The sequence below is a fragment of the Streptomyces sp. NBC_00984 genome, from assembly GCF_045162475.1.
Lineage (GTDB): Bacteria > Actinomycetota > Actinomycetes > Streptomycetales > Streptomycetaceae > Streptomyces.
Genome location: NZ_CP108734.1, coordinates 8056674 through 8081041, shown reverse-complemented (window position 1 = coordinate 8081041; position 24368 = coordinate 8056674). Strand labels below are relative to the sequence as shown.

13 protein-coding genes (1 of these 13 only partly in view) are annotated in these 24368 nt (G+C 73.3%); 6 read left to right on the top strand and 7 right to left on the bottom strand.

Annotation, left to right across the window (positions count from 1 at the left end; all coding sequences use genetic code 11):
• Nucleotides 1-83 precede the first annotated feature (83 nt).
• Genes OG520_RS35910 through sbnA form a run of 6 tightly spaced genes read left to right on the top strand, consistent with a single transcriptional unit; the run spans nt 84 to nt 11116 of the window.
• Nucleotides 84-593, top strand: a complete 510-nt coding sequence (locus tag OG520_RS35910) for a DUF3291 domain-containing protein (RefSeq protein WP_399334105.1) — start codon at nt 84-86, stop codon at nt 591-593.
• Nucleotides 590-6415: an amino acid adenylation domain-containing protein gene (locus tag OG520_RS35905; protein ID WP_406015883.1), complete on the top strand. Its 5826-nt coding sequence runs from the start codon at nt 590-592 to the stop codon at nt 6413-6415. The genes OG520_RS35910 and OG520_RS35905 overlap by 4 nt, the downstream gene beginning before the upstream one ends.
• Nucleotides 6408-8153, top strand: coding sequence for an acyl-CoA dehydrogenase family protein (locus tag OG520_RS35900; protein WP_406015882.1), 1746 nt, complete (start codon nt 6408-6410; stop codon nt 8151-8153). Before OG520_RS35905 ends, OG520_RS35900 begins: the two co-directional genes overlap by 8 nt.
• Entirely contained in the window at nt 8146-9852 is a 1707-nt protein-coding gene (locus OG520_RS35895; RefSeq protein WP_406015881.1) for an acyl-CoA dehydrogenase, read from the top strand. The genes OG520_RS35900 and OG520_RS35895 overlap by 8 nt, the downstream gene beginning before the upstream one ends.
• A gap of 8 nt (nt 9853-9860) precedes the next feature.
• Nucleotides 9861-10133: an acyl carrier protein gene (locus tag OG520_RS35890; protein WP_406015880.1), complete on the top strand. Its 273-nt coding sequence runs from the start codon at nt 9861-9863 to the stop codon at nt 10131-10133.
• A complete protein-coding gene (gene sbnA, locus OG520_RS35885) occupies nt 10130-11116 on the top strand; it encodes a 2,3-diaminopropionate biosynthesis protein SbnA (RefSeq protein WP_406015879.1) in 987 nt (328 codons plus the stop codon). The genes OG520_RS35890 and sbnA overlap by 4 nt, the downstream gene beginning before the upstream one ends.
• A gap of 67 nt (nt 11117-11183) precedes the next feature.
• Here sbnA and OG520_RS35880 read toward each other — a convergent pair whose 3' ends face one another.
• The 7 genes from OG520_RS35880 to OG520_RS35850 form a co-directional block, all read right to left on the bottom strand.
• Nucleotides 11184-12890, bottom strand: coding sequence for a fatty acyl-AMP ligase (locus tag OG520_RS35880; RefSeq protein ID WP_406015878.1), 1707 nt, complete (start codon nt 12888-12890; stop codon nt 11184-11186).
• Nucleotides 12887-13669, bottom strand: a complete 783-nt coding sequence (locus OG520_RS35875; RefSeq protein WP_406015877.1) for a thioesterase II family protein — start codon at nt 13667-13669, stop codon at nt 12887-12889. The genes OG520_RS35880 and OG520_RS35875 overlap by 4 nt, the downstream gene beginning before the upstream one ends.
• Complete coding sequence (locus tag OG520_RS35870; RefSeq protein ID WP_406015876.1) at nt 13666-14628, bottom strand: TauD/TfdA family dioxygenase; 963 nt, start codon at nt 14626-14628, stop codon at nt 13666-13668. Before OG520_RS35870 ends, OG520_RS35875 begins: the two co-directional genes overlap by 4 nt.
• Nucleotides 14629-14640: 12 nt before the next feature.
• Nucleotides 14641-15585 (bottom strand): TauD/TfdA family dioxygenase, encoded by a 945-nt coding sequence (locus OG520_RS35865; RefSeq protein WP_399334089.1) that lies wholly within the window; start codon nt 15583-15585, stop codon nt 14641-14643.
• 119 nt (nt 15586-15704) lie between these two features.
• A complete protein-coding gene (locus tag OG520_RS35860) occupies nt 15705-16949 on the bottom strand; it encodes an MFS transporter (RefSeq protein ID WP_406015875.1) in 1245 nt (414 codons plus the stop codon).
• On the bottom strand, nt 16946-17905 hold the full coding sequence (locus OG520_RS35855; protein ID WP_399334085.1) for an ornithine carbamoyltransferase: 960 nt from the start codon (nt 17903-17905) through the stop codon (nt 16946-16948). The genes OG520_RS35860 and OG520_RS35855 overlap by 4 nt, the downstream gene beginning before the upstream one ends.
• 122 nt (nt 17906-18027) lie before the next feature.
• Nucleotides 18028-24368, bottom strand: the end of a protein-coding gene (locus tag OG520_RS35850; protein ID WP_406015874.1) for an amino acid adenylation domain-containing protein. Its footprint extends 15712 nt past the window's final position; only the last 6341 of its 22053 coding nucleotides appear in the window; the start codon falls outside the window, past its right edge — the gene reads right to left on this strand; the stop codon is at nt 18028-18030.

Genomic DNA, 24368 nt, shown 5'->3' with positions numbered 1-24368 from the left:
CACAGTGCCCTGAGCCGCACAGGCCGAATACCGGAACGTCGGCAGCGTGGCAGCCGCCGGCCCCGTCCGAAAGTGGAGTCCCCATGCCTGCCGAATTCCATATCGCCCAGGTCAACATCGGCCTGCCCGCGGTACCTGTCGACTCACCCGGGTTCCGTGACTTCATCGAGAACTTCGACCCGATCAACCGTCAGGCCCAGTTCAGCAAGGGCTATGTGTGGCGGCTCTTCGGCGGGTCCTCGGACGGGCGCCGGGTGGTGGACGCGGTGTGGCCCGACGACCCGCGGGTCATCGTCAACCTCTCCGTCTGGGAGACGCTGGACGACCTGCGCGACTTCGTCTACCAGGGGGACCACGCGGCCTTCATGCGGCGCCGCAAGGAGTTCTTCGTCTCCATGCCGGAGGCCTTCCAGGTGCTCTGGTGGGTCCCGGCCTGGACCGCGCCCACCGTCGAGGAGGCGCATGCTCGGCTCCTGCACCTGCGCGAGCACGGGCCGACCCCGCACTCCTTCACCTTCCGCAAGGTCTTCCCGGCGCAGTCGGCGGAGGGCTCCTCGGAGGGGTTCGCGATCGAGGCCGGGGAGCAGCGATGAGCCTGTCGGCCGCACAGCTCGGTGCCTGGGCCGCGCAGCGCCTCGACGCCACCGGGCGCCGCTTCGTGATCGCGGGCTACGCCGAGGTCGGCGGCCCGGTCGATGAGGCGGTGCTCCGGCGGGCGTGGCGACGGCTGGCCGAGGAGTGCGGTGTGCTGCGGCTGCGCGCCGTAGCGCAGGACGGCACCTGGGTGACCACCCCGGCCGATGAAGCGGACGGCTTCGCGCTGGTGGACCTCACCGCGGCCGCCGACCCCCGGGCGGCCGCGGCGGACTGGATGCGGGCGGATCTGCGCCGGCCCACCGACCTCGACCGGGGCCCGCTGTCCCGCGCCGCGCTGCTGCGCCTGGCGCCCGACCTGCACTTCTTCTACCAGCGATACCACCACTGCGCGGCCGACGCGACCACGTACGCGATGGTCCTCGGCCGGCTCGGCGAACTGTATTCGGCGCTCGCCACCGGGGAGGCTCCCGGCGCAGGGCGCTTCGAGCCGTTCCCTGCGCTCGCCGCGGCGGACGCGGTGTACCGCGGGTCCGAGCAGTACGCGCTGGACTCCGCGTACTGGACCGAGCACTTCGCCGACCGGCCGCTGCCGAGCCGGCTCACCGTGCGCACCAGTCAGCCGGCCGGTGCCGACGCCCACCCCCAGCGGATCAGCTGCACCGGTGTGTTCGCCGTCGAGTCGGTCCGCGCGCTGCGCGACCTGGCCCGCGAGCGGCGCACCGGCTGGCCCGTGGTGGTCACGGCGATCACCGCGGCCTACCTCGCCCGGATGACCGCCCGTGAAGAGGTCGTGCTGGGCCTGCCGGTGGCGGCCCGGACGTCCCCGGGCGAACGGCGCTCCCCGGGCATGGCCAGCAACACGGTGCCGCTGCGGATCACCGTGCCGGCCGGGGCGAGCCTGGCCGACCTGCTCGTCCAGGTGGGCGAGGAGTTCACGGCCGCGCTGCGCCACCAGCGGTTCCGGCACGAGGACCTCACCCGAGCGCTCGGCCTCGCCGGGGACGAGTTCGGCCTGCTCGGCGCGATGGTCAACTTCCTGCCCCCGCTGCCCACCACCGCGTGGGCCGGGCACCCGGTGACCGTGCACAGCCTGTCGGCCGGTCCCGCGCCCGACCTGACCTTCGGGATCGGGAGCCCGGCCGAGGGCGGCGTCGGGATCGCCTGCGACGCCAGCCCGGACTATTTCACCGAGGAGGAGGTGCGGGCGCACCGTGACCGCTTCCTCCGGTTCGCCGAGGCCGCCGCGGCCCGGCCCATCCTGGCGGTCGGCCGACTGCCGCTCCTGTCCGACGAGGAGCGACGGGTGGTCCTCGGCGAGGGGAAGGACACCGCGCGGGAGCCGGGCATCCGGTTCGTCGCGCGGACCGTCGCGGAGCGGGCCGCCGCGCACCCATACGATCTCGCGCTTGTCGCGGGCCCGGAGACCCTGACGTACGCACAGCTCGACGAGCGGGCCGGGGTACTGGCCCGTGAGCTGGCAGAGCGTGGGGTCGGGCCGGAGGACCGTGTCGCGATCATGCTGCCGCGCTCACCAGAGCTCGTGGTGGCGATGCTGGCCGTCCTGAAGGCCGGGGCCGCGTACGTCCCGGTGGACCCGGAGTACCCGGAACAGCGCCGGGAGCTGCTGGTCGCCGACTCCAGGCCGGCCTGTGTCATCGACCGCACCGGCGCGGTGTCCGGGCACGGCGGCAGCGCGGCGGACAAACGCGAGGTGCTGGCCGAGCACCCGGCGTACGTCATCTACACCTCTGGTTCGACGGGCAGGCCGAAGGGCGTCGTCGTCTCGCACGCCGGGCTGTCGAACCTCGTCGACGACCACATCACCCGGTTCGGCTTCGAACGCGGCAGCCGGGCCCTGCAGTTCGTCTCCCCCAGCTTCGATGCCGCGGTGGCCGACATCTGGCCCGCGCTCGCCTCCGGCGCCTGCCTGGTGCTGGCCCCGGTGGGCCGCACGCTCTCCGGTGGCTACCTGCACGACTTCCTGCGCGAGCAGCGGATCACGCACGCCGCGCTGCCGCCGGTCGTCGTCGCGACGTTGCCCGACGTCCCGCTGCCCGAGCTGCGGGTGCTGGTGGTGGGCGGCGCGGACTGCGCGCCCGAGGTGGCCGAGCGCTGGTCGGCCGGGCGCCGAATGTTCAACGCCTACGGCCCGACAGAGGCGACGGTGACGGCCTCGTGCAGCGTGCCGCTGGACGGCCGGGTGAAGCCGACGATCGGCAGGCCGATCCAGAACGCCCGGATGTTTGTGCTCGACGACGAGCTCCAGCCGTTGCCCGCGTGGGTACCGGGCGAGCTGTACGTGGCGGGTGTCGGCCTGGCCCGTGGCTACCAAGACCGCCCGGCGGCAACGGCGGAGAAGTTCCTGCCCTGCCCGATCGGCCCGGCCGGCACCCGGATGTACCGGACCGGCGACCTGGCCCGCCGCCGCGCTGACGGCACCCTGGAGTACCTCGGCCGCGTCGATGCCCAGATCAAGCTCCGCGGTTTCCGCATCGAGCCGGGCGAGATCGAGTCCGTCCTCGCCCGCGACAAAGCCGTCGCCAACGCACTGGTGGTCGCCGCCGCCGGCGGGACGCGGCTGCACGCCTACGTGGTGCCCGAGCCCGGCGCCACCGTGGACCGGGCGGCCCTGCGGCGCCGGGCGGCCGGCTCGCTGCCGGACTTCATGGTCCCAGCCGCGATCGTGGTCCTGGACGCCTTCCCGCTCACCCCGAACGGCAAGGTGGACCGCGCCGCGCTGCCCGAGCCCGACTTCGCGCTCCCCGGGACGGAGGGCGCAGAGCCGGTCACCGAGGCCGAGACGGCGCTCTGTGCGGTCTTCGCCAAGGTGCTGGGCGTAGCGCGGTTCGGCGTGAACGAGTCCTTCTTCGACCACGGTGGCGACTCCATCATGGCCCTCCAGGTCGTCTCGCTGGCGCGGGAGGCGGGGGTCGGCCTGTCCCCCACCGATGTGTTCCGCCACCGGACCCCGCGCGAGCTCGCGGCCGTCGCCCACACCGAGGAAGCTCTGGCCGAGCCGGTCGCCGAGCCCTCCGGGCACGTCCCGCCGACCCCGGCCTTCGCCTGGTTCGGCGAGGTGACCGGGTGGAATCACGGGGTGCGCGGGTTCAACCAGTCCGTGGTGGTGCGGGTGCCCCGGGAGGCCGACCTGCCCTCGCTGCGGGCGGCGCTCCAGGCCGTGGTGGACCGGCACGACGCCTTACGGGCGGTCCTGGTCGCGGGCGACCGCGACACGCCCCGGCTGCTGGTCCACGAGACCGGCCGGCACGACGTCACCGACTGGTTGACCACCGTCCCCGGGCCGGCGACGCCGGGGGCCCTCGACGAGCAGACCGTCCTCGCGCGCGACCTGCTCGACCCCTGGCACGGCCACATGCTTCGGGCGGTCTGGTTCGACAACGGCCGCGAGCAGGACGGCAGGCTGCTGCTCATGGCTCACCATCTGGTGGTCGACGGGGTGTCCTGGCGCATCCTGCTCGCCGACCTCGCGTCCGCGTGGGACGCGGTGCGCGCAGGTCGGCGGCCCGGACTGCCGCCGGTCCCCACCTCGCTGCGGAACTGGTCGCACCGGCTCCACGCGGCCATCGCCGACACGACGGACGAGGCTGACTTCTGGCGGGAGGTGTTGCGGACCCCCGACCCGCGGATCGCCGGCCGGGCCCTGGACCCGGCGGTCGACCTGGCCGGACGCGCCCGGCACCTGCGTGTCGAGCTGCCCGCCGAAGTCACCCGCCGCCTGTTGGTGGGCATACCGGCGGCCTTCCGCGCCGGGCCCGAGGACGTCCTGCTGACCGGGTTCTCGCTCGCCCTCGCGCGCTGGCGGGAGCAGCGCGGCGGGCCGTCCCGCAGCGAGGTCCTGATCGACCTGGAGGGCCACGGCCGGGAGCAGTCGCTGGCCTCGGCCGACCTCTCACGCACCGTCGGCTGGTTCACCGCGATCTACCCGGTCCGGGTGGACCCCGGCCCGGGTGCGGACCTCGGGCACGCGCTCAAGCAGGTGAAGGAGCAACTGCGTGCGGTTCCGGGCCGGGGCACCGGCTTCGGCCCGGCCAAGTACCTGACGGCCGCCCTCCCCGACGCGCCGACCCCCCGCATCGGCTTCAACTACCTCGGCAGGTTCGCCATGGAAGCGGGCCGGCCGTGGGGCGTCGAGCCGGACCGGCGGACGCCGGGCTCGGGCGCCGATCCCGCGATGCCGTTCAGCCACGAGATCGAGGTCGACTCGATCGCCCACGAGGACGCGGACGGACTGCGGCTGGTGACGGTGTTCTCCTGGCCGGAGGGGCTGTTCGGCGAGGACGACATCCGCGGCCTGGCCGACTCCTGGCTCGCCTCGCTCGGCCGGCTCGCGGCCGCTGCCGACGCCCCGGGCTTCGGCGGGCGTACCCCGTCGGACTTCCCGCTGGTGGCCCTGGACACCGACCGCCTGGAGCGGCTGGAGCGCGAGCGCCCCGACCTCACCGACATCTGGCCCCTGACGCCCCTCCAACAGGGGCTGCTCACCCAGACCCTGCTGGACGAGGACGCCGAGGACGCGTACGTCGCCCGGCTGACGCTCGACCTCGACGGCCCGCTCGACGCCCCGCGGCTTCGCCGGGCGGCCGGGCGGCTGGTCGAGCGGCACCCGGCGCTGCGGGTCGCGTTCGACTGCCTGGACGGCGCCGAGCCGCTCCAGATCGTCTGTGCCTCGGCCGTGCCGGGCTGGCGGTTCGTCGACCTCGCCGGCCACGGCGAGACCGGCCGTGCGGCGGCCCTCGCCGACCTGGAGTCGGAGCTGGAGCGAGTGCGGTTCGACATCGCCGACCCGCCGCTGCTGCGCCTCGTCGTGGTCCGGCTCGACGCCGATCGCCACCGGGTCTTCCTGCTCAACCACCACCTGCTGTGGGACGGCTGGTCGACCCCGGTGCTGCTCACTGATCTGTTCGCGCTCTACGAGGGCCGGGAGACCCTGGAGGCCGCCCAGGAGAGCTCGCCGGCCGGGTACCTGTCCTGGCTGGCCGGTCAGGACCGGGACGCGGCGGCGCGGGCCTGGTCGGCGGCCCTGCCCGGACCGGCCGAGCCCACCGTCGTCGCCCCCGAGGCGGCCGGCCTCGGCTCGGTCCGCCACAGCCAGCTGCGCACCGAACTTTCGGCCGAGCTGACCACGGAGCTGACCGAGCTCGCCCGTGGCCGCAGTCTCACCGTCAACACCCTGACGCAGGGAGCGTGGGCGGTGGTGCTCGGCGGCATCGTCGGCGGCGAGGACGTGGTGTTCGGCACCTCGGTGTCCGGGCGGCCGCCCCAGCTGCCCGGTATCGCGCGCGCCGTCGGCATGTTCACCAACACGGTGCCCGTCCGGGTCCGGATGGATCCGGCCGAACCCGCCATCGACATGCTCGAGCGGCTGCAGCGCGAGCAGACGGAGCTGCTCGGCCACCAGTTCCTCGGCCTCGCCGAGATCCAGCACGCGGCCCGCGGCCGGACCCTGTTCGACACGACCATGGTCTGCCTCAACTACCCGCTGGACCTGGAAGCCCTGGACGCGCAGCTGAGCGAGGTCCGGCTGACCGCGCTGGACGGGCACGACGGGACGCACTTCCCACTCCGGCTGGTGGTCGTACCCGGGGCACGGCTGCGCCTGTGGCTCGGCTACCGGCCCGACGTCTACGGCGTGGACGAGGCCCAGAGCGTCCTGGACCGGGTGATCCGCGTCCTGGAGGGCCTGGCGGCCACCCCGGACGCGTCGGTCGACTCGCTGGACCAGGAGACCGTGGCCCACGGGTTCGCCGACCTCGCCCTGTGGGGCGGCTATGGAAATGTGGTGGGATCCGATGGCTGAGCCGCAGAACGCGACCGCCCTGGCCAAGGAGATCGACGCCCTCCTCGGCCGGGCCGCACCGATGCTCGCGGAGCTCGACCGCGACGCCGCCTACCCGCGGGACCAGCTCGCCCGGCTGGACGGATCGGGGCTGCCGGCCTACTACGTACCGCGCGAGCACGGCGGCCGGCTGGAGAGCCACCAGGAGCTGTTCGAGCTATGGCGGGCGATGAGCCGGCACGATCTGTCGGTCGCCGTGGCGCACGCCAAGACGTACCTCGGCTCGGTCTGCGTGTGGATCGCGGGTTCGCCCGAGCAGGCCCGGGGCCTGGCCGGAGCGGTCCTCGGCGGGTCGCGGGTCGGCTGGGCGCTGACCGAGCCCGGCCACGGCGCCGACCTGCTCGCCGGCGAACTCACCGCCGTCCCCGAGGAGGGCGGCTACCGCCTCGACGGCACCAAGTGGCCGATCAACAACGCCGGCCGGGGCGACCTGCTCACCGTTCTGGCCCGCACCGACGAACGCGGGGGCGGCCGCGGCTTCGGCCTGTTCCTGGTGGACAAGGCCGAGCTGGCGCCCGGCTCGACGACGCAGCTGCCGAAGGTCGACACCCTGGGCATCCGGGGCGTCGACATCAGCGGGATTCGCTTCGACGGCGCGCGCGTCGACGAGTCGGCGCTGGTCGGTACGCCGGGCGGCGGCGTGGAGACCGTCCTCAAGGGCCTCCAGCTCACCCGGACACTGTGCAGCGCGCTCTCGGTCGGCGCGACCGAGCACGCCCTCCGGCTGGCCACCCGGTTCGCCATGGACCACCGGATCCAGGGGCGGCCGCTGATCGAACGGCCCTTCGTCCGCTCGCTGCTCGGCCGCTCGGCCGCCACCCTGTTGACGGCCGAGGCCGCCGGGATGGTCGGCTGCCGGGCGGCGCACACCCTCACCGGCGAGATGAGCGTGGTGTCGGCCGTGCTCAAGGCGCTCGCGCCGACGCTGGCCGACGAGATGCTCAGCCGGCTCGGCGAATTCCTCGGCGCCCGTTCCCTGCTCACCGAGCTCCACGAGCACGGAGCTTTTCAGAAACTCGCCCGGGACCACGCCGTGCTCGCCATCTTCGATGGCAGCACCCCGGTCAACCGCCACGCGCTGATCAACCAGTTCGCCATGATCGCCGCCGGGCACGCCGTCGGCGCGGCCGACCGGCACGGCCTGGCCGCGGCGACCACGCTGACCGGGCCGCTCGCCCCGATGCCATGGATGCGGCTGCGGGCGGCGAGCCGACAGGGGTGCAGCGTGGTGGCGTCCGCGCGGACGACGCTGTCCGCGGTGGAGGCGGCCGGGAACGCCGGCCTGTCGGCGCTCGCCCGGCACACGGTGGACGCCATGGACCGGGTCTGCGGGGCCATGGCTGACGTCCGCCCGAACCGGCAGCCCTCGATGTACGCCCACGACCTGGCCCGGCAGTACGAACTCTGCTTCGCTGCCGCGTCCGCCCTGCACCTCTGGACGGCGAACCGCGCGGCAGCCGAAGGCGCGGAGCCGTGGGCCGGGGAGCTGTGGGCCGGACAACTGTGGCTCACCGGCGTGTTGCGAGAGATCGTCCGCCGGCTCGACCCGGCTCTCTGCGGCGACGCGCCGGAGTTTGCCCCGGCCGGGCACGCGGAGCTCGACCACCGGTTGGTGGACTGGCTCGTCCGAGCGACGGATCACCCCGGCCCGATCACGGCCTTCGGCTTCGTACAGCACCTGGAGCGTTCCCATGGCTGACCGCGCGTCCGCCCTCGAAGCCCTGCTCGGTGACGCGTGGCAGGAGACGAACCCGACCGGCTTCCGGGCCCTGCTCGCGGCCGACGAGCGCGAGGACCAGCTCGCCGCTGCCACCGAGGCCCTGGACGGCTTCGCGTTCAACCGCGAACTCGTCCCGACCGGGCTCGGCGGGCGGCTCGACTCGCTGGAGGGACTCGTCGCAACCATGCGGGTGCTCTGGCGGCGCGACCCGTGCCTCGGCGTCGGCTACGCCGGCAGCTCGTACCTGGCGGCCGTGCAGGTGTGGGTGGGGGGTGACGAGTCGCAGCGGCGCGCCATGGCGGACGCGCTGTCCGCGAACAGGCGCTTCGCCACCGCCTACAACGAACTCGAACACGGCAACGACCTCACCAGTGCCGCCTTCCGCGCCACCTCCGGCCCCGACGGCTGGGAGCTGCACGGCCGCAAGGACGTCGTCACCAACCTCGGCGCCTCCGACGGCATGGTGCTGTTCGCCCGCACCTCGGACCGTCCGGGCGGCCGCAGCCACAGTCTGTTCCTGCTCCCCGAGCTGGACCTCGCCTCGGCGCGGCTGCGCTCCGGGCCGCGATACCGCAGCAGCGGGCTGCGCGGCGTGCACCTGGGCGGCGCCGAGTTCCTCGGCTACCCCGTCCCGGCCGAGGCACTGCTCGGCGCACCCGGCCAGGGCCTCGAACTCGGCCTGCGCAGCTTCCAGGTGACGCGCACCACCCTGCCGGCGATGTTCCTCGCCACCGCAGAGACCGGCCTGCGGGTCACACTCACCGCGGCCGAGGAGCGCCGGCTGTACGGGGCGCCCATCGTCGCGCTGCCGTACGTGCGGGCCTCGATCGCGCGCGCCGCCGCGGACCTGCTGGCGGCGGACGCGCTGTGCGCGGTCGCGATCCGGGCGCTGCACCTCCTGCCGAAGGAGGCGCAGCTGCTCGCGGCGGCGGTCAAGTACCTCGTCCCGCAGCTGCTCAAGGACGTCGTTGACACGCTGCGGATGGTCCTGGGCGCGCAGTCGTATCTGCGTGAGGGGCCCGCCGCGATCTTCCAGAAGCTCGCCCGCGACCTCGCCCCGATCGCGTTCATGCACGCATCGCGGACCGCTTGCCAGGCCGGCCTGCTGCCGCTGCTGCCCCGGCTGGCCCAGCGCTCCTGGCTCGGCACCGATTCCGCACCGGGCGAGGCCGGGCTGTTCCGCCCCGGCGCACCCCTGCCGCCGATGGACTTCACCGCGCTCGGGCTCGGCATCCCCTGGACCGACACCGTTTCGGCGACCCTCGCCGCCGTCGCCGAACAGCCTGGCGGCGGCCTGCCCACCCGCTTCGCTGCGTACTTCCGCGACGAACTCGCCCGGCTTCGCGACGACTTCACGGGCCTCGCCCCGCAGGACACCACGATCAACGCCTCGGCGGCCGCGTTCGAGGCCGCGCACCGCTACACCGTCGTCCTCGCCGCGGCCGCCTGCCTGGGCGTCTGGCGGCACGCGGGCGGCGGCACGGGCCGGGGCCTGGGCGAGGACCTGTGGGCCTCGGCCGCCCTCGACCGGCTGGCCGCCCGCCTCCCGGGCCGCCGGCCGATCACCGCCGAGGAACGCACCGAGCTCGAGGATGCCTTGTTCCGGCAGACGGCGGACCTTCACCATGCCGGGCGCCCGCTCGATCTGACAGGGCGCCCGGGAAACCCGGACACCTAGGAAGAACCATGACACCCAGTTCACTCAACGCGCCGAAGTCCTTTGCGGAGACGACCTCTTGGCTCATCGGCCGGGTCGCCTACTACGTGCGGCTGCCTGCCGAGGAGATCGCCGTCGACGTCCCGCTCGCCGACTACGGCCTCGACTCGGTCTACGCCTTCTCGCTCTCCGCGGACATGGAGGACGAGTTCGGCGTGACGGCCGACCCCACTCTGCTGTGGGACCTGGAGACCGTCACGGCACTCGCCGAGTACCTCGTGAACGGCGGCGGCCAGGAATGACCGCCCCGGTCCTGCGGGGAATCACGGAGGCCATCGGCGGCACTCCGCTGGTGGCGCTGGACGGCCTCGTGCCGGGGTCCCGCTCGCGCGTGTTCGCCAAGCTCGAATGGTTCAACCCCGGCGGCAGCATCAAGGACCGCACCGCGCTGGAGATGCTTTCCACCCGGATCCGCTCCGGTGAGCTGGACCCGGCGAAGACCACCGTCGTCGAGTCCAGCTCCGGCAACCTCGGCGTGGGTCTGGCCCAGCTGTGCCGCTACTACGGCATGCGGTTCGTGTGTGTCGCCGACGTTCGTACGGCACGCAGCAATCTCGCGCTGATCGAGGCGTACGGCGGGCGGGTCGAGATGGTCGACCAGCCCGATCCGGAGACCGGTGAGTTCCTCGCCGCCCGGCTGCGCCGGGTGCGGGAGCTGGTCGCCTCCGACCCGCACGTCTACTGGCCCAACCAGTACGGCAATCCGCTCAACCCGCGTGCGCACGAGCGCACCATGCGGGAGATCGCCGAGCAGCTCGACCACGACGTGGACTACCTGTTCGCCGCGGTCAGCACCTTCGGTACGTTGCGCGGCTGTGCCCAGTACGTCCGGCAGAGCGGCATGTCCACCAAGGTGATCGCGGTGGACGCGGCCGGCAGCGTCATCCTGGGCGGGCAGTCCGGGCGCCGGCTGCTGCCCGGCCACGGCGCCGGGGTGCGCTCGGCCCTGGTGGACCTCTCGCTGGTCGACGAGGGGATGCGGGTCACCGACCTCGAGTGCGTGGCGGCCTGCCGCCGTACGGTGGCGCGCACCGGCGTGCTCGCCGGCGCATCCTCGGGCGCGGTGGTGGCAGCCTACGAGCGGCTCGCCCCGAAGCTGCCGGACCACTCGACCAGCGTGCTGTTCTTCCCGGACAGCGGCGAACGTTACCTGGACACCGTCTACGACGACGTCTGGGTGGCCCAGAACCTCGGCGAGCTCCCGGATCCACCCGGGCTCGGCTGAGCGCGACGAAGGTGCGGTTCCTCCCCCAGGAACCGCACCTTCGTCGTTGTCGCGTCGGGGACCGGTCTCAGGCCGGCAGCAGTCCGCGCACCTCCGGGGACAAGTCGGCGTAGACCGGAGCGAGGCCGCCCTCCAGGAACAGCGAGCGCATCGTGCCGCGCTGGATCTTCCCGCTGGTCGTCCGGCGGACGGCACCGCGGCGCAGCAGCACCACGTCGCGCAGCGGGGACCCCAGCACCCCGGTCAGCTGCTTGCGGACGGCCGCGACCAGGGCGGGGAACTCCTCCGGCGAGGCCACGGAGCTGATCTCGTGCACCAGCACCACGCGCTCCTCGGGGGCCTGCACCGCGAAGGCCGCGCCGAGGAAGCCCGCCAGCAGCGGGTGGGCCGTGCGAGCCTCGTGCTCGACGTCCTGCGGGAAGACGTTGCGGCCGCGGACCACCATCACCTCCTTGAGCCGGCCGGTGATCACCAGCTCGCCCTCCTGCACGCTGCCGAGGTCACCGGTACGCAGCCACCAAGTGTCGTCGGCGGAGTCCGCCAGGGTGGCCCGGAAGATCTCCTCGCTGATCCCCGGCCGGTTCCAGTAGCCCTGTCCGACGCTCTCGCCGCGCACCCAGATCTCGCCAGTCTCGCCCGGCGCGCAGGCCAGGCGGGTCACCGGGTCGACGATCCGCAGCTCGAAGCCGATCGGCAGACCGCAGCCGGCGACTTCCCCGCCGGCGCCGGTGGTGAGGAGCGCGGGCCGCTGCCGCGGCGGCTTGGTCGAGACGTACACGGTCGCCTCGGCGAGGCCGTAGCCGGGCGTCATGGCCTCCGGGGCGAACCCCGCGGCGGCGAAGTGCTCGGTGAAGGCGCGCAGCGTGGGCACATGGATGGGCTCGGAGCCGTTGATGACGCAGTGCAGGCTGGACAGGTCGACGGCGTCCGCCTGCTCCTTCGAAACCAGCCGCACGCAGAGGTCGAAGGCGAAGTTCGGCGCCGCGCTGACGCTGATCCGGTGACGTTGGATCAGCCGCAGCCAGGTGGCCGGCCGCCTGACGAAGGCGGTCGGCGGCATCAGCACGGCGGTGGCCCCGGCGAGCACCGCGGAGCTGAGCATCGTGAACAGGCCCATGTCGTGGTGCAGCGGGATCCAGCCGCCGAAGACGTCGTCCTGGTCGGCGCCGTTGGCCCGGCAGAACAGCTCGGCGTTGGCGAGGACGTTGCCCTGGCTGACCATGACGCCCTTGGGTTCGCCGGTGGAGCCCGAGCTGTACTGGAGGACGCCGAGGGTGTCCCGGCCGGCCTCCGGAAGCGGGGCCCGCTCCTCGGCCGCGGCCTGCGCGACGGCGGGGGTCTGCACGGCGCAGCCCGCGAGGCCGGCCTGCGCGACCGTCTCGGCGAGGCCCTGGACGTCGCCCTCCTCGGTGAGGACGAGGGCGGGCTCGCAGTCCCGGACGATCTGCTCGATCCGCGCCCGTGCCTGCGCCGAACCGCCGGGCGGCGGCACCGGGACGGCGAGCATCCCGGCGGTCAGGCAGCCGAAATAGGACTCGACGAAGCCCACGCCGCTGGGCAGCGCGAGCACGACCCGGCTGCCGGGCTCCAGCCGAGCGGCCAACCAGCGCGCCGAACGCTCGACCCGGGCGAGCAGTTCGGCGTGGGTGTACACCTCCTCCCCGTCCGGTCCGCCGTCCGGCGAGACGATGAGGGCCGGGTGCTCCGGACGAAGCCGGGCGCGGTCGGCGAGGGCGTCGGGGACGTTCCGGTAGCCGGCGAGGTCCACGGTCATGGTTTGCTCCCTTGGTCCGTCCCCTGGCGCAGGGCCTGGGCCAGGACCTGCGCCAGGGGTTCGGGATTCTGCTCGAAGTAGAAGTGGCCGCCCTCGAAGGTGTGCACGGCGAAGGATCCGAGCGTGTGCCGGGACCAGTGCGCCGCGTCCTGCTCGGTGAAGGCCTCGTCCGCGTCGCCGGCCAGGACGGTGAGCGGACAGGCCACCGGCGGCCCCGGGGTGAAGTGGTAACGCTCGCTCATCAGGAAGTCGTTGCGCAGGACCGGCGCCGAGAGTTCCCACAGGTCGGGGTGGCGCAGCAGTTCGCTGCCGGTGCCGCCGAGCCGGTCGACGACCAGCCGGATCTCCTCGTCGTCGAACTCCAGCCCCATCGGCGTGATCCGATCGGGGGCCTTGCGGGCCGAGACGAACAGTGCGGTGAGCGGCGAGGGGTAGCGGGGCCGCAGCCGGCGTGCCACCTCGTAGGCGACGGTCGCGCCCATGCTGTGCCCGAGGAAGGCGGTGGGCGGCCGGCCCAGGCCGGGGGTGAGGAGCTCGGCGAGGAGGTCGGCGAGTTCCTCGAAGTCGGCGATGAACGGGTCCGCGAAGCGGTCCTGCCGGCCCGGGTACTGGATCGCCAGTACCTCGATCCCGGGCGCGAGCAGCTCGGCCAGCTCCCGGAAGGCGCCGGCCGTCCCGCCGGCGTGCGGGAAGCAGACCAGCCGGGCGTGCGCCGCGGTGTTGCGCGGGACGAAGCCGCGCAGCCAGGACGACCGCGCAGCTTGCGGGAAGGATTTCAACTCGCCTGGACCCCGGAGTCGGAGTCGGGCGTGTGGCCCTCGGTCATCGCGACCGCGATCTTGCGCGGGCCGGTGAACGGCTCACGCGCGTGCGCCGCCAGCATGTTCTCGACGATCAGGATGTCGCGCTGCTGCCAGTCGAAGCGCGTGGACGCGGCCCGGTAGCAGTCGCGCAGATGCGCGGTGACGTCGGCCGGGATCGGCGTGCCGTCACCGAAGTAGGTGTTGCTCGGCATGTCCTCCTCGTCGAACAGCGCGAGCAGGCCCTCCTGGACGTCCGGCGCGAGCGTCGTGCAGTGGAAGAAGGTCGCGTGGTTGAACCAGACCTCCTCGCCCGTGTCGGGGTGACGGTGGATCGCCTTGCGCACGGCCTTGGTGCGCAGCCCGTCCGCGCTGCGCCACTCCACCTCGAGGCCGCTGCGCTTGGCGTGGGCGTCGACCACGGCGCGGTCATCGGTGTTGAACACCGAGCGCCACGGCACGCCGAAGCCCTCGTGGAAGTTGCGCACGACCATCCAGCCCTTGCGGGCGAACTCCTCGCGCACGCTCGGGTCGATCGCCCTGTGGACGGCCCGGATGTCGGCCAGCGGCGTGGCGCCCCGGGTCTCCGGCGCGGTCTCGCAGTAGAACCACAGCAGACGCGGCCAGGAGGCCTGGTAGGAGTTCTCGTTGTGGAGGAAGATCTCCTCGTTCGGCGGGTAGTCCGTCGAGGTGTAGACGTTGCCGAGGATCGAGTGCCGCGGGGAGGAGCGCTCGTTGTAGACCAGCGGGTCCCCGGAGAGGGTCCGCACGGCCTCCTGGAAGCCCGCGACCCCGTCGATCGGGAAGCCGCGCAGCAGCACCGCACCGTGCTCCAGCAACTTTCGGCGGATTCGGGAGCGCTCGGCCTCGAACACCTCCCGGGGGGCGCGGCCGTCCGTCCCGGCCTCGATGACGTGTGCCAGGGTGTTGTCAGTCATGGTGCGGCTTCCTCACGCCTCGTCGGTTCCGGACATGGCCACCAGCACACGGCGCGGACCGTCGAAGGGCCGCCGGCCGTGCCCGACCAGGACGTTGTCGATCAGCAGCAGGTCTCCGGCCTGCCAGTCCACGTCGACCGCCTTCTCCAGGCCCAGGTCGCGGATCCTGGTGACGTACTCGTCCGGGATCGGGCTGCCGTCGGCGAAGGCGACGGACTGCGGCAGGTCCTCGGGCGGCATGATCTGGGTGAGCGCCCGCGCGGTCTCGTCGCCGAGCCCTGCCGGGTGCCACTGGTCGGCCTGGTTGAACCAGACCTCGGCGCCGGTCACCGGGTGGCGGACGAAGGCGGGGCGCAACTGCTCGATGCGCAGGCCTCCGTCCGAGCGCCACTCCCAGGTGGCGGCGGACTCGGCCAGGAAGGTCTCGACCGCGCTGCGGTCCTGGGTCTCGAAGGTCTGCTGCCAGCTCTTGCCCAGGCCGTATCCGCCGTGCAGGTTCTGCTGGTAGCGCACGCCGTCGGCGAAGGCCTCACGGATCTCCGGGCCGACCGACTCCAGCCACAGCTCGCCGTCGATCACCGGGGTCGCGCCGCCGGAGCCGGGCGCGGTCTCGCAGTAGAAGGCCAGCCGGGTCGGCCGGCGCGAGGCGTACGACATCTCGTTGTGCATCGAGATCGCCAGCGCGGCCGGGTACTCGGTCGAGGTGTAGACGTTGCGTCCGACCTTGGTCCGCGGCGAGTTGCCGTGCACGTAGGCGAGCCGGTCGGGCAGCAACGCGTCGAGCACGTCGTCGAGTTCACCGGGCGCGACCCCGAACCCGCGCATCACCAGCGCCTTCTCCGCGGTCAGCAGCGCGGCCAGGTCGATCCCGCGCAGGTACTCGACCAGCGCCGCCGCGTTCGCGGCGGTGCCGATCTCGTCCGGGTTGAGCTCCCGGGGCTTCCAGTTGTGATTCACGTCCGTCCCTTCAACATGTGCCGGCGGGCACCGACTCCACGCTCCGCCCACTGCCTATAGGCCCTCTGTATCGCGTCCGGTCGGCCGGTCGACCGGCGCCAGGGCCCCGCTGACAAGCCCTACTTGAGCGGTTCCCGGCCGGATCGGACCGCCGGGCTCACCACGGCGGTCACGGCAAGCAGCGCCATGAAGCCGGCGGCCACGCCGATCGTGCTGGTGAGTCCCGCGTGGGCCAATGCGAAGCCGGCCGCCATCGCGCCCAGTGAGTTGGTGCCGGAGGAGAGCAGGCTCGCGACGCTGATCGCCCGGCCCTGCATCTCGTCCGGGCAGACCTTGGTCAGATAGACCCCGGCGGCCAGGTTGCTGGTGGCGCCGACGGCGGCGATCCCTGCGGACAGCGCGCCGAGGGCCACCGGGTTGGGGCTCAGCAGAATCAGCGGGACCAGGGCGGTCCACACCATCAGGGCGCCGATCACGATCCCGGAAGCCGACAGCCGGGACAGGAACCAGCCGCCGGACATCGCGCCGAGCACACCACCGAGCCCGCCGACCACGCTGACCACACCGAGCTCCATCGGCGAGCCGTCGTTGCGCCTGATGATCAGCACCACGGCGAGGTTGGTCGTCTGGAAGACCAGGTTGCTCCCGGCGACCAGGGAGATCGCCGCCCGCAGGAAGCGCTGGCGCCACAGCCAGGCCATGCCCGCGCCGATCTCGGCCCGCAGATTGCGCTCGCCGGTCTTCGCTCTGGTCTGCTGGAACTCGGTCCGGATGGCCAGCAGGCTGAGACCGGCCACCGCCCGGCCGGCCAGCGAGACCAGGAAGGGCAGCCACGGCAGCAGCGTGAACAGGGCGGAGCCGAGCGGGCTGCCCAGCAGGCCCGAGGCCTGACCGCGCGCCTCGTTGCGGGAGAGTGCGGTGGACAGGTGTTCGGGGTGCACCAGGTTGCGGACGGCGGCGCGCTCGGCGAGCCGGTAGAAGATCATCGCGCCGCCCTCGATGAAGGCCGCCACCATGAGCAGGGGGATCCACAGGTGGCCGAGCAGCAGCACGGTCACCACCCCGGCCATGGCCAGGCCCGCGGCGAGGTCGCAGACGAGCATCACCCGTCGGCGGTCCCAGCGGTCCACCAGGGCGCCGGCCGGCAACTGGACGACCAGGGCCGGCAGTTGTGACGCGAATGCCACCAGGCCGGCCGAGGAGATCGACCCTCCCTGCCAGAGGACCAGCAGCGGGAAAGCCGTGGAGGCGACCCGGTTGCCGAGCGCTGAGACCCCGGCGCCCAGCCAGAGCAGGTTGAAGTCGCGGTTCTTGGAGAGCGGTCGGACTTCGTCGTTCCGCTCGGTCGCCTCGGTCCGGCTCACCCGAGTTCAACCCCGGTGGCCCGGGGCGGGACGACCACGCCGTGGTGGCACCATTCGAGGACCGCCATCGCGCCGTACATCTTGCACGCGGCCTGGTCGAAGGCGATGCTGCGCGGGCCGTCCAGCACCTCGGCGCTGACCTCCTCGCCGCGGTGCGCCGGCAGGTCGTGCATGAACGCCGCGTCCGGGCTGGTGCGCCACAGCTCCCGGGTGACCCGGAAGGGCTCGAAGCCGCGCCGCCAGTCCGGGTCCGGTTTGCTGGTCCCGGTGGTCTGCCAGCGGGTGGTGTAGATGACGTCGAAGCCCGGGGGGAGGTCGGCCGTGTCGTGGCGCTCGACGATCCGGGCGCCGCTCTTCTCGGCCCGTGCGCCGGCGAGTTCGAGGATCCGGGCGGGCAGCCCGTACCCGGGCGGCGTGCGCAGCTCCAGGCAGGTGTCCGGGTACCGCGAAAGGGCCAGCGCGAGCGCCGCCGCGGTGTTGTTTCCCTCGCCGAGGTAGAGGATCCGCAGGCCGGCGATCCGGCCGAACCTGCCCTGCAGCGCCGCCAGGTCGGCGATGGCCTGCGTGGGGTGCTCGTCGGCGGTCATCGCGTTCACCACCGACATGCCGCGCTGCCCGGCCCAGCCGCGCAGTTCCTCCGGCTCGCCGGCGGTGCGCGCGACGAGCATGTCGAGCATCCGGGCGAACACCGCCCCGGTGTCCTCGGTGGTCTCCCCCGTGTTGGTCTGCAGGTCGTCCGGACCGTAGGCGACGATGCCCGCGCCCAGCCGCAGCGCGCCGACCGAGAAGGCGGTGCGGGTGCGGGTGGATGTCTTGCGGAAGTAGATCCCGACCACCGTCCCGTCCAGCGGTCGGTGGCCGGCCGGGCGGCCCGCCCCGTGCTCGGCGGCGCGGGCGGCCATGGCGTACAGGTCGTCGTCGGAGAGGTCCTCGAGGGATATCAGGTGCCTGGTCATGCGGTTCCTTTACCAGCGTGGTCGGTGGCGGGGGCCCGGGTCCGGGGCCGGGCAGCCCCTGGGGCGTGTTTGAGAAGTCCCGTCTGTCTCGCGGGCGGACGACGCTACTTCTCAAACACGCCCTAGCGGGGGGCCGGGCGTCCGGAGGTCGCCGAGGTGAACAGCCGGACCAGGCGGTCGCCGCCGGCGCCGGCCGCCAGGACGACGAAGCCCCGGCCGGAGCGCAGCTCGGCCATGGTCATCGCCCGGTGCCCGGGCAGTTCGCCCGCGTGGCCGTACCAGGTCGTCCCGCCGTCGGCGTCCAGCACCGTGCCGAGCCCGTAGAAGCTGCCCGGCGACTGCTCGGTGAGCAGCTCGGTCACGGTCTGCGGACGCAGCAGTGCGCGCGGCCGGCCGAGTCCGCTGCGGCGGATCTCCAGGGCGAACGCGGCCAGGTCGGCCGCCGTGCTCCACAGACCCGCGGCCGCGGCGTCCACCCGCTGCTCCCAGCCGCCCTCGACCGGCGAACCCTGCGCGTCGTGTCCATGGGCGGCCGTGCGGCCCTCGGGGAACTCCGGCCGGAAGGAGGAGTCCGTCATGCCCAGCGGCTTGAACACCAGCCGGTCCACCAGGTCGGCGAACGGCTCGCCGGTGACGTCCGACATCGCCTGCTGGAGCACCGAGAAGTGCGTGTTGGCCTTGCGGAACTCGGCGCCGGGCACCAGCTCCCGCTCGGGGGCCGGCCGGCCTCCGACCTCGCCGGCGAGCAGCTCGCGCAGCTCCGGCAGGACGGCGCCGCGCGGGTATCCCGCACCGGCCATGACCGTCAGCCCGGACAGGTGGGCCAGCAGCTGCCGGACGGTGATCGGCGCGTCGGTGCCGTTGCCGGGGATCCGCCAGCACGTCAGGTACTCGCTGACGTCGGTGTCGAGGGCGAGGACGCCCTCGTCGACCAGCCGCAGCGCGGCGAAGGCGGTGATGTGCTTGCTGACCGAGCCCACCGGGAAGAGGGTGTCCACGCCGACCGGGCGGCCGCCCTCGCTGCGGGTGGAGCCGAAGACCTCCAGGGCGACCAGTTCGCCGCCCTCGATCACGGCGACCACGGCGCCGGGTACCCGGCCCTCGGCCAGCGCCCGCTCGACTGCGGCCCGGTCGACCGCGGCGGGCGCGGCCTGCGGGGCCGGCGCCGCGGGAGCCGACTGCGCCGCACGGGCGGCGAGTTCGGCGTCCACGGCGGCCGACAGCTTACGGACGGTGTCGTTCAGGTAGAGCATCGCCAGGCTGAGCGGTACGCCGGCCCGGCGGGAGGCCGCGACCACCTGGATGACGACCATCGAGTGGCCGCCCAGCTCGGTGAAGGTGTGGTCGATGCCGACCCGCTCGTGGCCGAGCGCCTCCGCCCAGATCCGGGCCAGTTCCCGCTCGGTCGCGGTCTGTGGCGCTGTGTAGGGCAGTTCCTCGGTGACCTCGCCGGCCTGGGCCAGCGCCTCCCGGTCGACCTTGCCGTTGGCGGTGAGCGACAGCTCCTCCGTCACGTGCACGGTGGCGGGCACCATGTACTCCGGCAGTCGCTCGCCGAGCCACTCGCGCAACTGCGCGCCGTCCAGGCTCTCGCCGACGCGCGGGACGGCGTGGCCGACCAGCCGCAGGCCCTCGTTGCCCTCCTGGGCGACCGCGAGCACCACGGCCGTGGCCACCGACTCGTGGGCGGCCAGCGCGGTCTCGATCTCGCCCAGCTCGATCCGGTGCCCGCGCAGCTTGATCTGCCCGTCGGTGCGGCCGAGGAGTTCGGCCTCGCCGCTGTCCAGGAGCCTGGCCCGGTCGCCGGTCCGGTAGAGCCGGGCGCCCGGCGCCCCGAACGGGTCGGGCAGGAAGGACGCCGCGGTCAGGCCCGGCCGCTTCAGGTAGCCACGGGCCACGCCCTCGCCGCCGACGAAGACCTCGCCGACCACGCCGGCCGGGAGCCGGCGCAGCTCCTCGTCGAGCACGAACATGGTGGTCCCGGCGTGCGGCCGGCCGATCGGCACGGTCTCGCCACCGTGCGCGGAATCGTACTCGGCGGAACTGTTGGCGACGGTGACCTCGGTCGGGCCATACTCGTTGCGGATCCGCGCGCCGCCCGAGAGTTCCGCCCACCGCTGGGCCAGTGCGCTCGGGAAGGTCTCGCCACCGACCAGCACGATCGCCGCCAGGCCGCGGGCCTGCTGCCCGGTCAGCTGCTCGGCGAGGATGCCCAGGTGCGAGGGCGTCAGCTTGAGGAAGGAGTACGGACCGCTCGCCGCCAGCCAGCTGCCGAGCTCGTCGAGGCCGAGGTCGTTGGGCATCATGTGCACCGCCCGGCCGCGCAGCAGCGGCACGTACAGCTGGGGCACCACGAGGTCGAAGGCCACCGAGGAGAACAGCGGTGCCGGTCCTTCGGCGTCGGCGGTGAGCCCGGTCACGCCGGCCAGGTAGCCCGCCAGCGAGCGGTGGGTGATCTGCACGCCCTTGGGCACGCCGGTGGAGCCCGAGGTGTAGATCACGTAGGCGAGCGAGTCCGGGTCGGTGGCCACGGCCTGGCGCGGGACGGCCGGCTCGGGCAGCTCGCGGTCGACAAGGACCAGCGGGACGCCCGAGAGTTCCGCGAAGGTCGCGGCGTACTTCTCCTCGGTCACCACGGCCACGACGCCCGCGTCGGCGAGGGTCCGGCCCAGCCGCTCGGCCGGGTGGGCCGGATCGAGCGGCAGGTAGCCGCCGCCGGCGCGCCAGGTGCCAAGGAACGCGGCGAGCAGGTCGGGCCCGCGGTCCAGGGCGACCGCGACCACCCGGTCGGTGCCGGCCACGGGCGCCAGCGCGGCGGCGACCCGGTCGGCCCGGACGGACAGCTCGGCGAAGGTCGCCGTGTCGGCGCCGCAGAGCACGGCCGGCTGCTGCGGCGTCCGGGCGGCCTGGGCGTCGAACGCGGCGAGCGCGAGCGGCGGCTCGGCCGGGCGGGTCGCGCCGGTGCCGACGGCGAGCAGGCGGGCCTCCTCGCCGTCCGGCAGGCAGACCGCGCGAGCGTCGCCGTCCGGGTCCTCGGCCATCGTCTTCAGGACGGTCAGGTACGACTCGGCCATCAGCTCGGCGGCCTCGGTGGACATCGCCTGGGCGTTGGTGCTGAAGGTCAGCCGGCCGGCCTTGACCGCGACCGTCACCGGGAACTCGTTGGAGCTGAAGCAGAAGTCGAGACGCCGGTCGACCGGACCGTCCTCCTGCTGGTCGAAGTCGATGAAGCTGAAGTGGACGTCCATCAGGCGCCCGGTGGTGATCGCCTCGTTCTGGATCGCCGGCATCGGGTAGTGCCGGTGCTCCCAGGTCCTGGTCTCGTTCTCGAAGACCTGGGTCACGAGTTCGCGCCAGGTGCGGGCGGTGCGGTCGAAGGCGAACGGCAGCGGGTTCAGGCTCATGCCCGCGACCTGGTCGGCGCCCGACACCTCGGCCCGCACGTGCGACATGAGGCCGCTGAAGAAGGTGCGCTCGGCGGTGATCTGGCTGAGCACCTTCAGGTGCGCGGCGAGCAGCACTGTCTTCACCGAGGCGCCCGACTGGAAGGCCAGCGCGCGCAGGCCGGGCAGCAGTTCGCCGAACTCGATGGAGCGGCGGAAGACGTCGTCCGGGCCGGCGTTCGGGTCGCCCCAGGCCGTGGGCAGCTCGAACTTCGGGTTCGCGCCGACCACCTCGGCCCAGTACTTCCGGTCGTCGCCGGAGGCCAGGGCGCGCAGCTCGGCCGCCACCTGGTCGGCGAAGCGCATGCCGATCTCGCGGCGCGGCTCGATCTCGCCGCCGTCGCGCAGCGCCCGGTAGAGCCCGAGCAGCTCCACCCGGAGCTGGAAGAAGCTCCAGCCGTCGAGGATCACGTGCGACTGCGAGAAGCTCAGCTGCCAGCGGCCGCCGGAGAGCTTCTGCACAATCAGCCGCTGCTGCGGCGCCTCGTGGTAGTCCACCGGCGAGTTGGCCTCGCCGTCGAGGAACTCGGCCAGGAAGGCCGGTTCCTCCTCTTCGGTCAGGTGGGTGGAGTCGTGCACGATCAGCCGCGGCTCGGCGCTCCGGTGCACCAGTTGCATCGGCACCGAGTAGGTCTCGAGGTCGAACGTCGTGCGCAGGATCTCGTGCCGCGCGATCAGCTCGGCCAGCGAGGCGCGCAGCGCGTCCTCGTCGAAGGGCTCCTCGTCGGTCAGACCGATGGTCTTGACGATGTGGTAGTGCTGCTTGCCCTCACTGGAGAGCATCTCGACCAGCATGCCGATCTGGTTCTGGGTCAGCGGATAGGCATCGGCCAGCCCCTCCGGCAGCAGCGCCCGGTCCTCCCCGCCGATCAGGGCGAAGGGCTCGACCCTGGTGCTCTCCTCGCGGATCTCGGCCCGGTCGGCGAGCGCCCCGCACAGCCGGGCGACGGTGTGGTGCGCGAACACGTCGCGGGTGCTGACGTTCAGGCCCTCGGCGCGCAGCCGGCCGGCGATGGCGACGGCGCGCACGGAGTCACCGCCGATGTCGAAGAAGTCGTCGTGGATGCCGACCCGGGGCAGTCCGAGCACTTCGACCCAGACCTCGCTGACGCGCGTCTCCAAGTCGGTGCGCGGGGCGGTGCAGGCGTGTCCGGTCGCGTCGGCCGCGTCCGGCAGGGCCCGGCGGTCGACCTTGCCGTTGGCGGTCAGCGGGAGAGCGTCCAGCGGCACGAACGCGGTCGGCACCATGTACTCCGGCAACGCGCCGGCGCAGTGCTCGGCCAGGTCGGCCGGCAGCTCGCCGCCGGTGACGACGACGTACGCCACCAGGCGCCGGTCGCCGCCCTCGCCGCCGGCCGCGACCACCGTGGCCTCGGTCACCGTGGGGTGCGAGCGCACCGCGGCCGTGACCTCGCCCAGCTCGATCCGGTAGCCGCGGATCTTCACCTGGTCGTCGAGTCGGCCGAGGAACTCGACGTTCCCGTCGGCGTCCAGCCGCGCCAGGTCGCCGGTGCGGTACATCCGCGTACCCGGGGCACCGAAGGGGTCGGGCAGGAATCGGTCGGCGGTCAGCGCGGGCTGCCCGCCGTAACCGCGGGCCACGCCGGTCCCGGCCACGAACAGCTCGCCGGCGTCACCGACAGGCACCTGGTCGAGGAACTCGTCGAGGATGTACATCGCAAGGTTCGGCAGGGCGCGCCCGATCGGCACCACCCCGGCGCCGGGCAGGCCCGCGAGCCGGTTGACGCTGGTGCCGACGGTCACCTCGGTCGGGCCGTACTCATTGATCAGGCGGTCGGCGCCGAGCCAGGTGGCCCACTGGGCGGCCAGGGCGCCGGGCAGTACCTCGCCGGCCACCACGACCGCACCGGCCAGGCGCGCGGCCTGGGCTCCGGTGATCTGCTGGGTGATGATCTCCAGGTGACCCGGGGTCAGCTTGAGGAAGGAGTAGGGTGCGCCGGCCAGCAGGGCCGGGCCGAGGTCGGCGAGTTCGAGGTCCTGCGGCAGCAGCCGGACCTTCTGGCCGACCAGCAGCGGCGCCCACAGGTTGGGCACGACGAGGTCGAAGGCCACCGAGGAGAAGACCGCGGAGCCGCCCTCGCGGGCGCCGCAGAGGTCGCGGGCCGCCCACCCGAGGTGGTTGGCCAGGCCCTCGTGGGTGACCTGCACGCCCTTGGGCGTTCCGGTGGAGCCGGAGGTGTAGATGACGTACGCCAGGTCCAGCGAGTCCGACGCGGCCGGCTTGACCGCGGTCTGCGGTGCCTCGGCGGCGATCAGGTCCTCGGCGCGGAGCACCGGTCCGTCGAAGACGCCGGCCAGGCCCTCGGCGTAGGCGCCGTGCGCCACGACGGCGACGGCCTTCGCGTCCTGCAGCGTGAAGCCGCAGCGGGCCGCCGGGTAGGCCGGGTCCAGCGGCAGGTAGGCCGCGCCCGCGCGCCAGACGCCCAGCAGCACCGGCAGCAGGTCCAGACCTCGGTCCATGACCACGCCGACCACCGAGCCGGCGCCGGCGCCGGCCGCGCGCAGGCGGTCCGCCACCGCGTCGGCGCGGGCGAGCAGCCCGGCGTAGTCGAGTTGTTGCTCGCCGCAGGCCACGGCCACCGCGTCGGGCGTGCGCCCGGCCTGCAGGGCGATCGCGGCCGGCACCGAGGTGATGCCGAAGTCCGCGCGCTCACCGGCCTCCGGGAGCGCACCGTCCTCGCGTGGTGCGCCGGACCGGGCGAAGGCCGCCAGTGCGGCGACGGTGCGGTGTTCGAACAGGTCCCGCACGGCGACGTCGAAACCCTCCGCCCGCAACGCACCGACCACCGTGATCGCCCGGATCGAGTCACCACCGACATCGAAGAACCCGTCCCCGACACCCACCCGCTCAAGACCCAGCACCGACTGCCACACCGCGGCAACCACCCGCTCGTCCGCCGAACGCGGCGCCACGAACACACCACCACCACGCACATCACCACGCCCCGGAACCGGCAACACAGCCCGGTCCAGCTTCCCGTTCACATTCAGCGGCACCT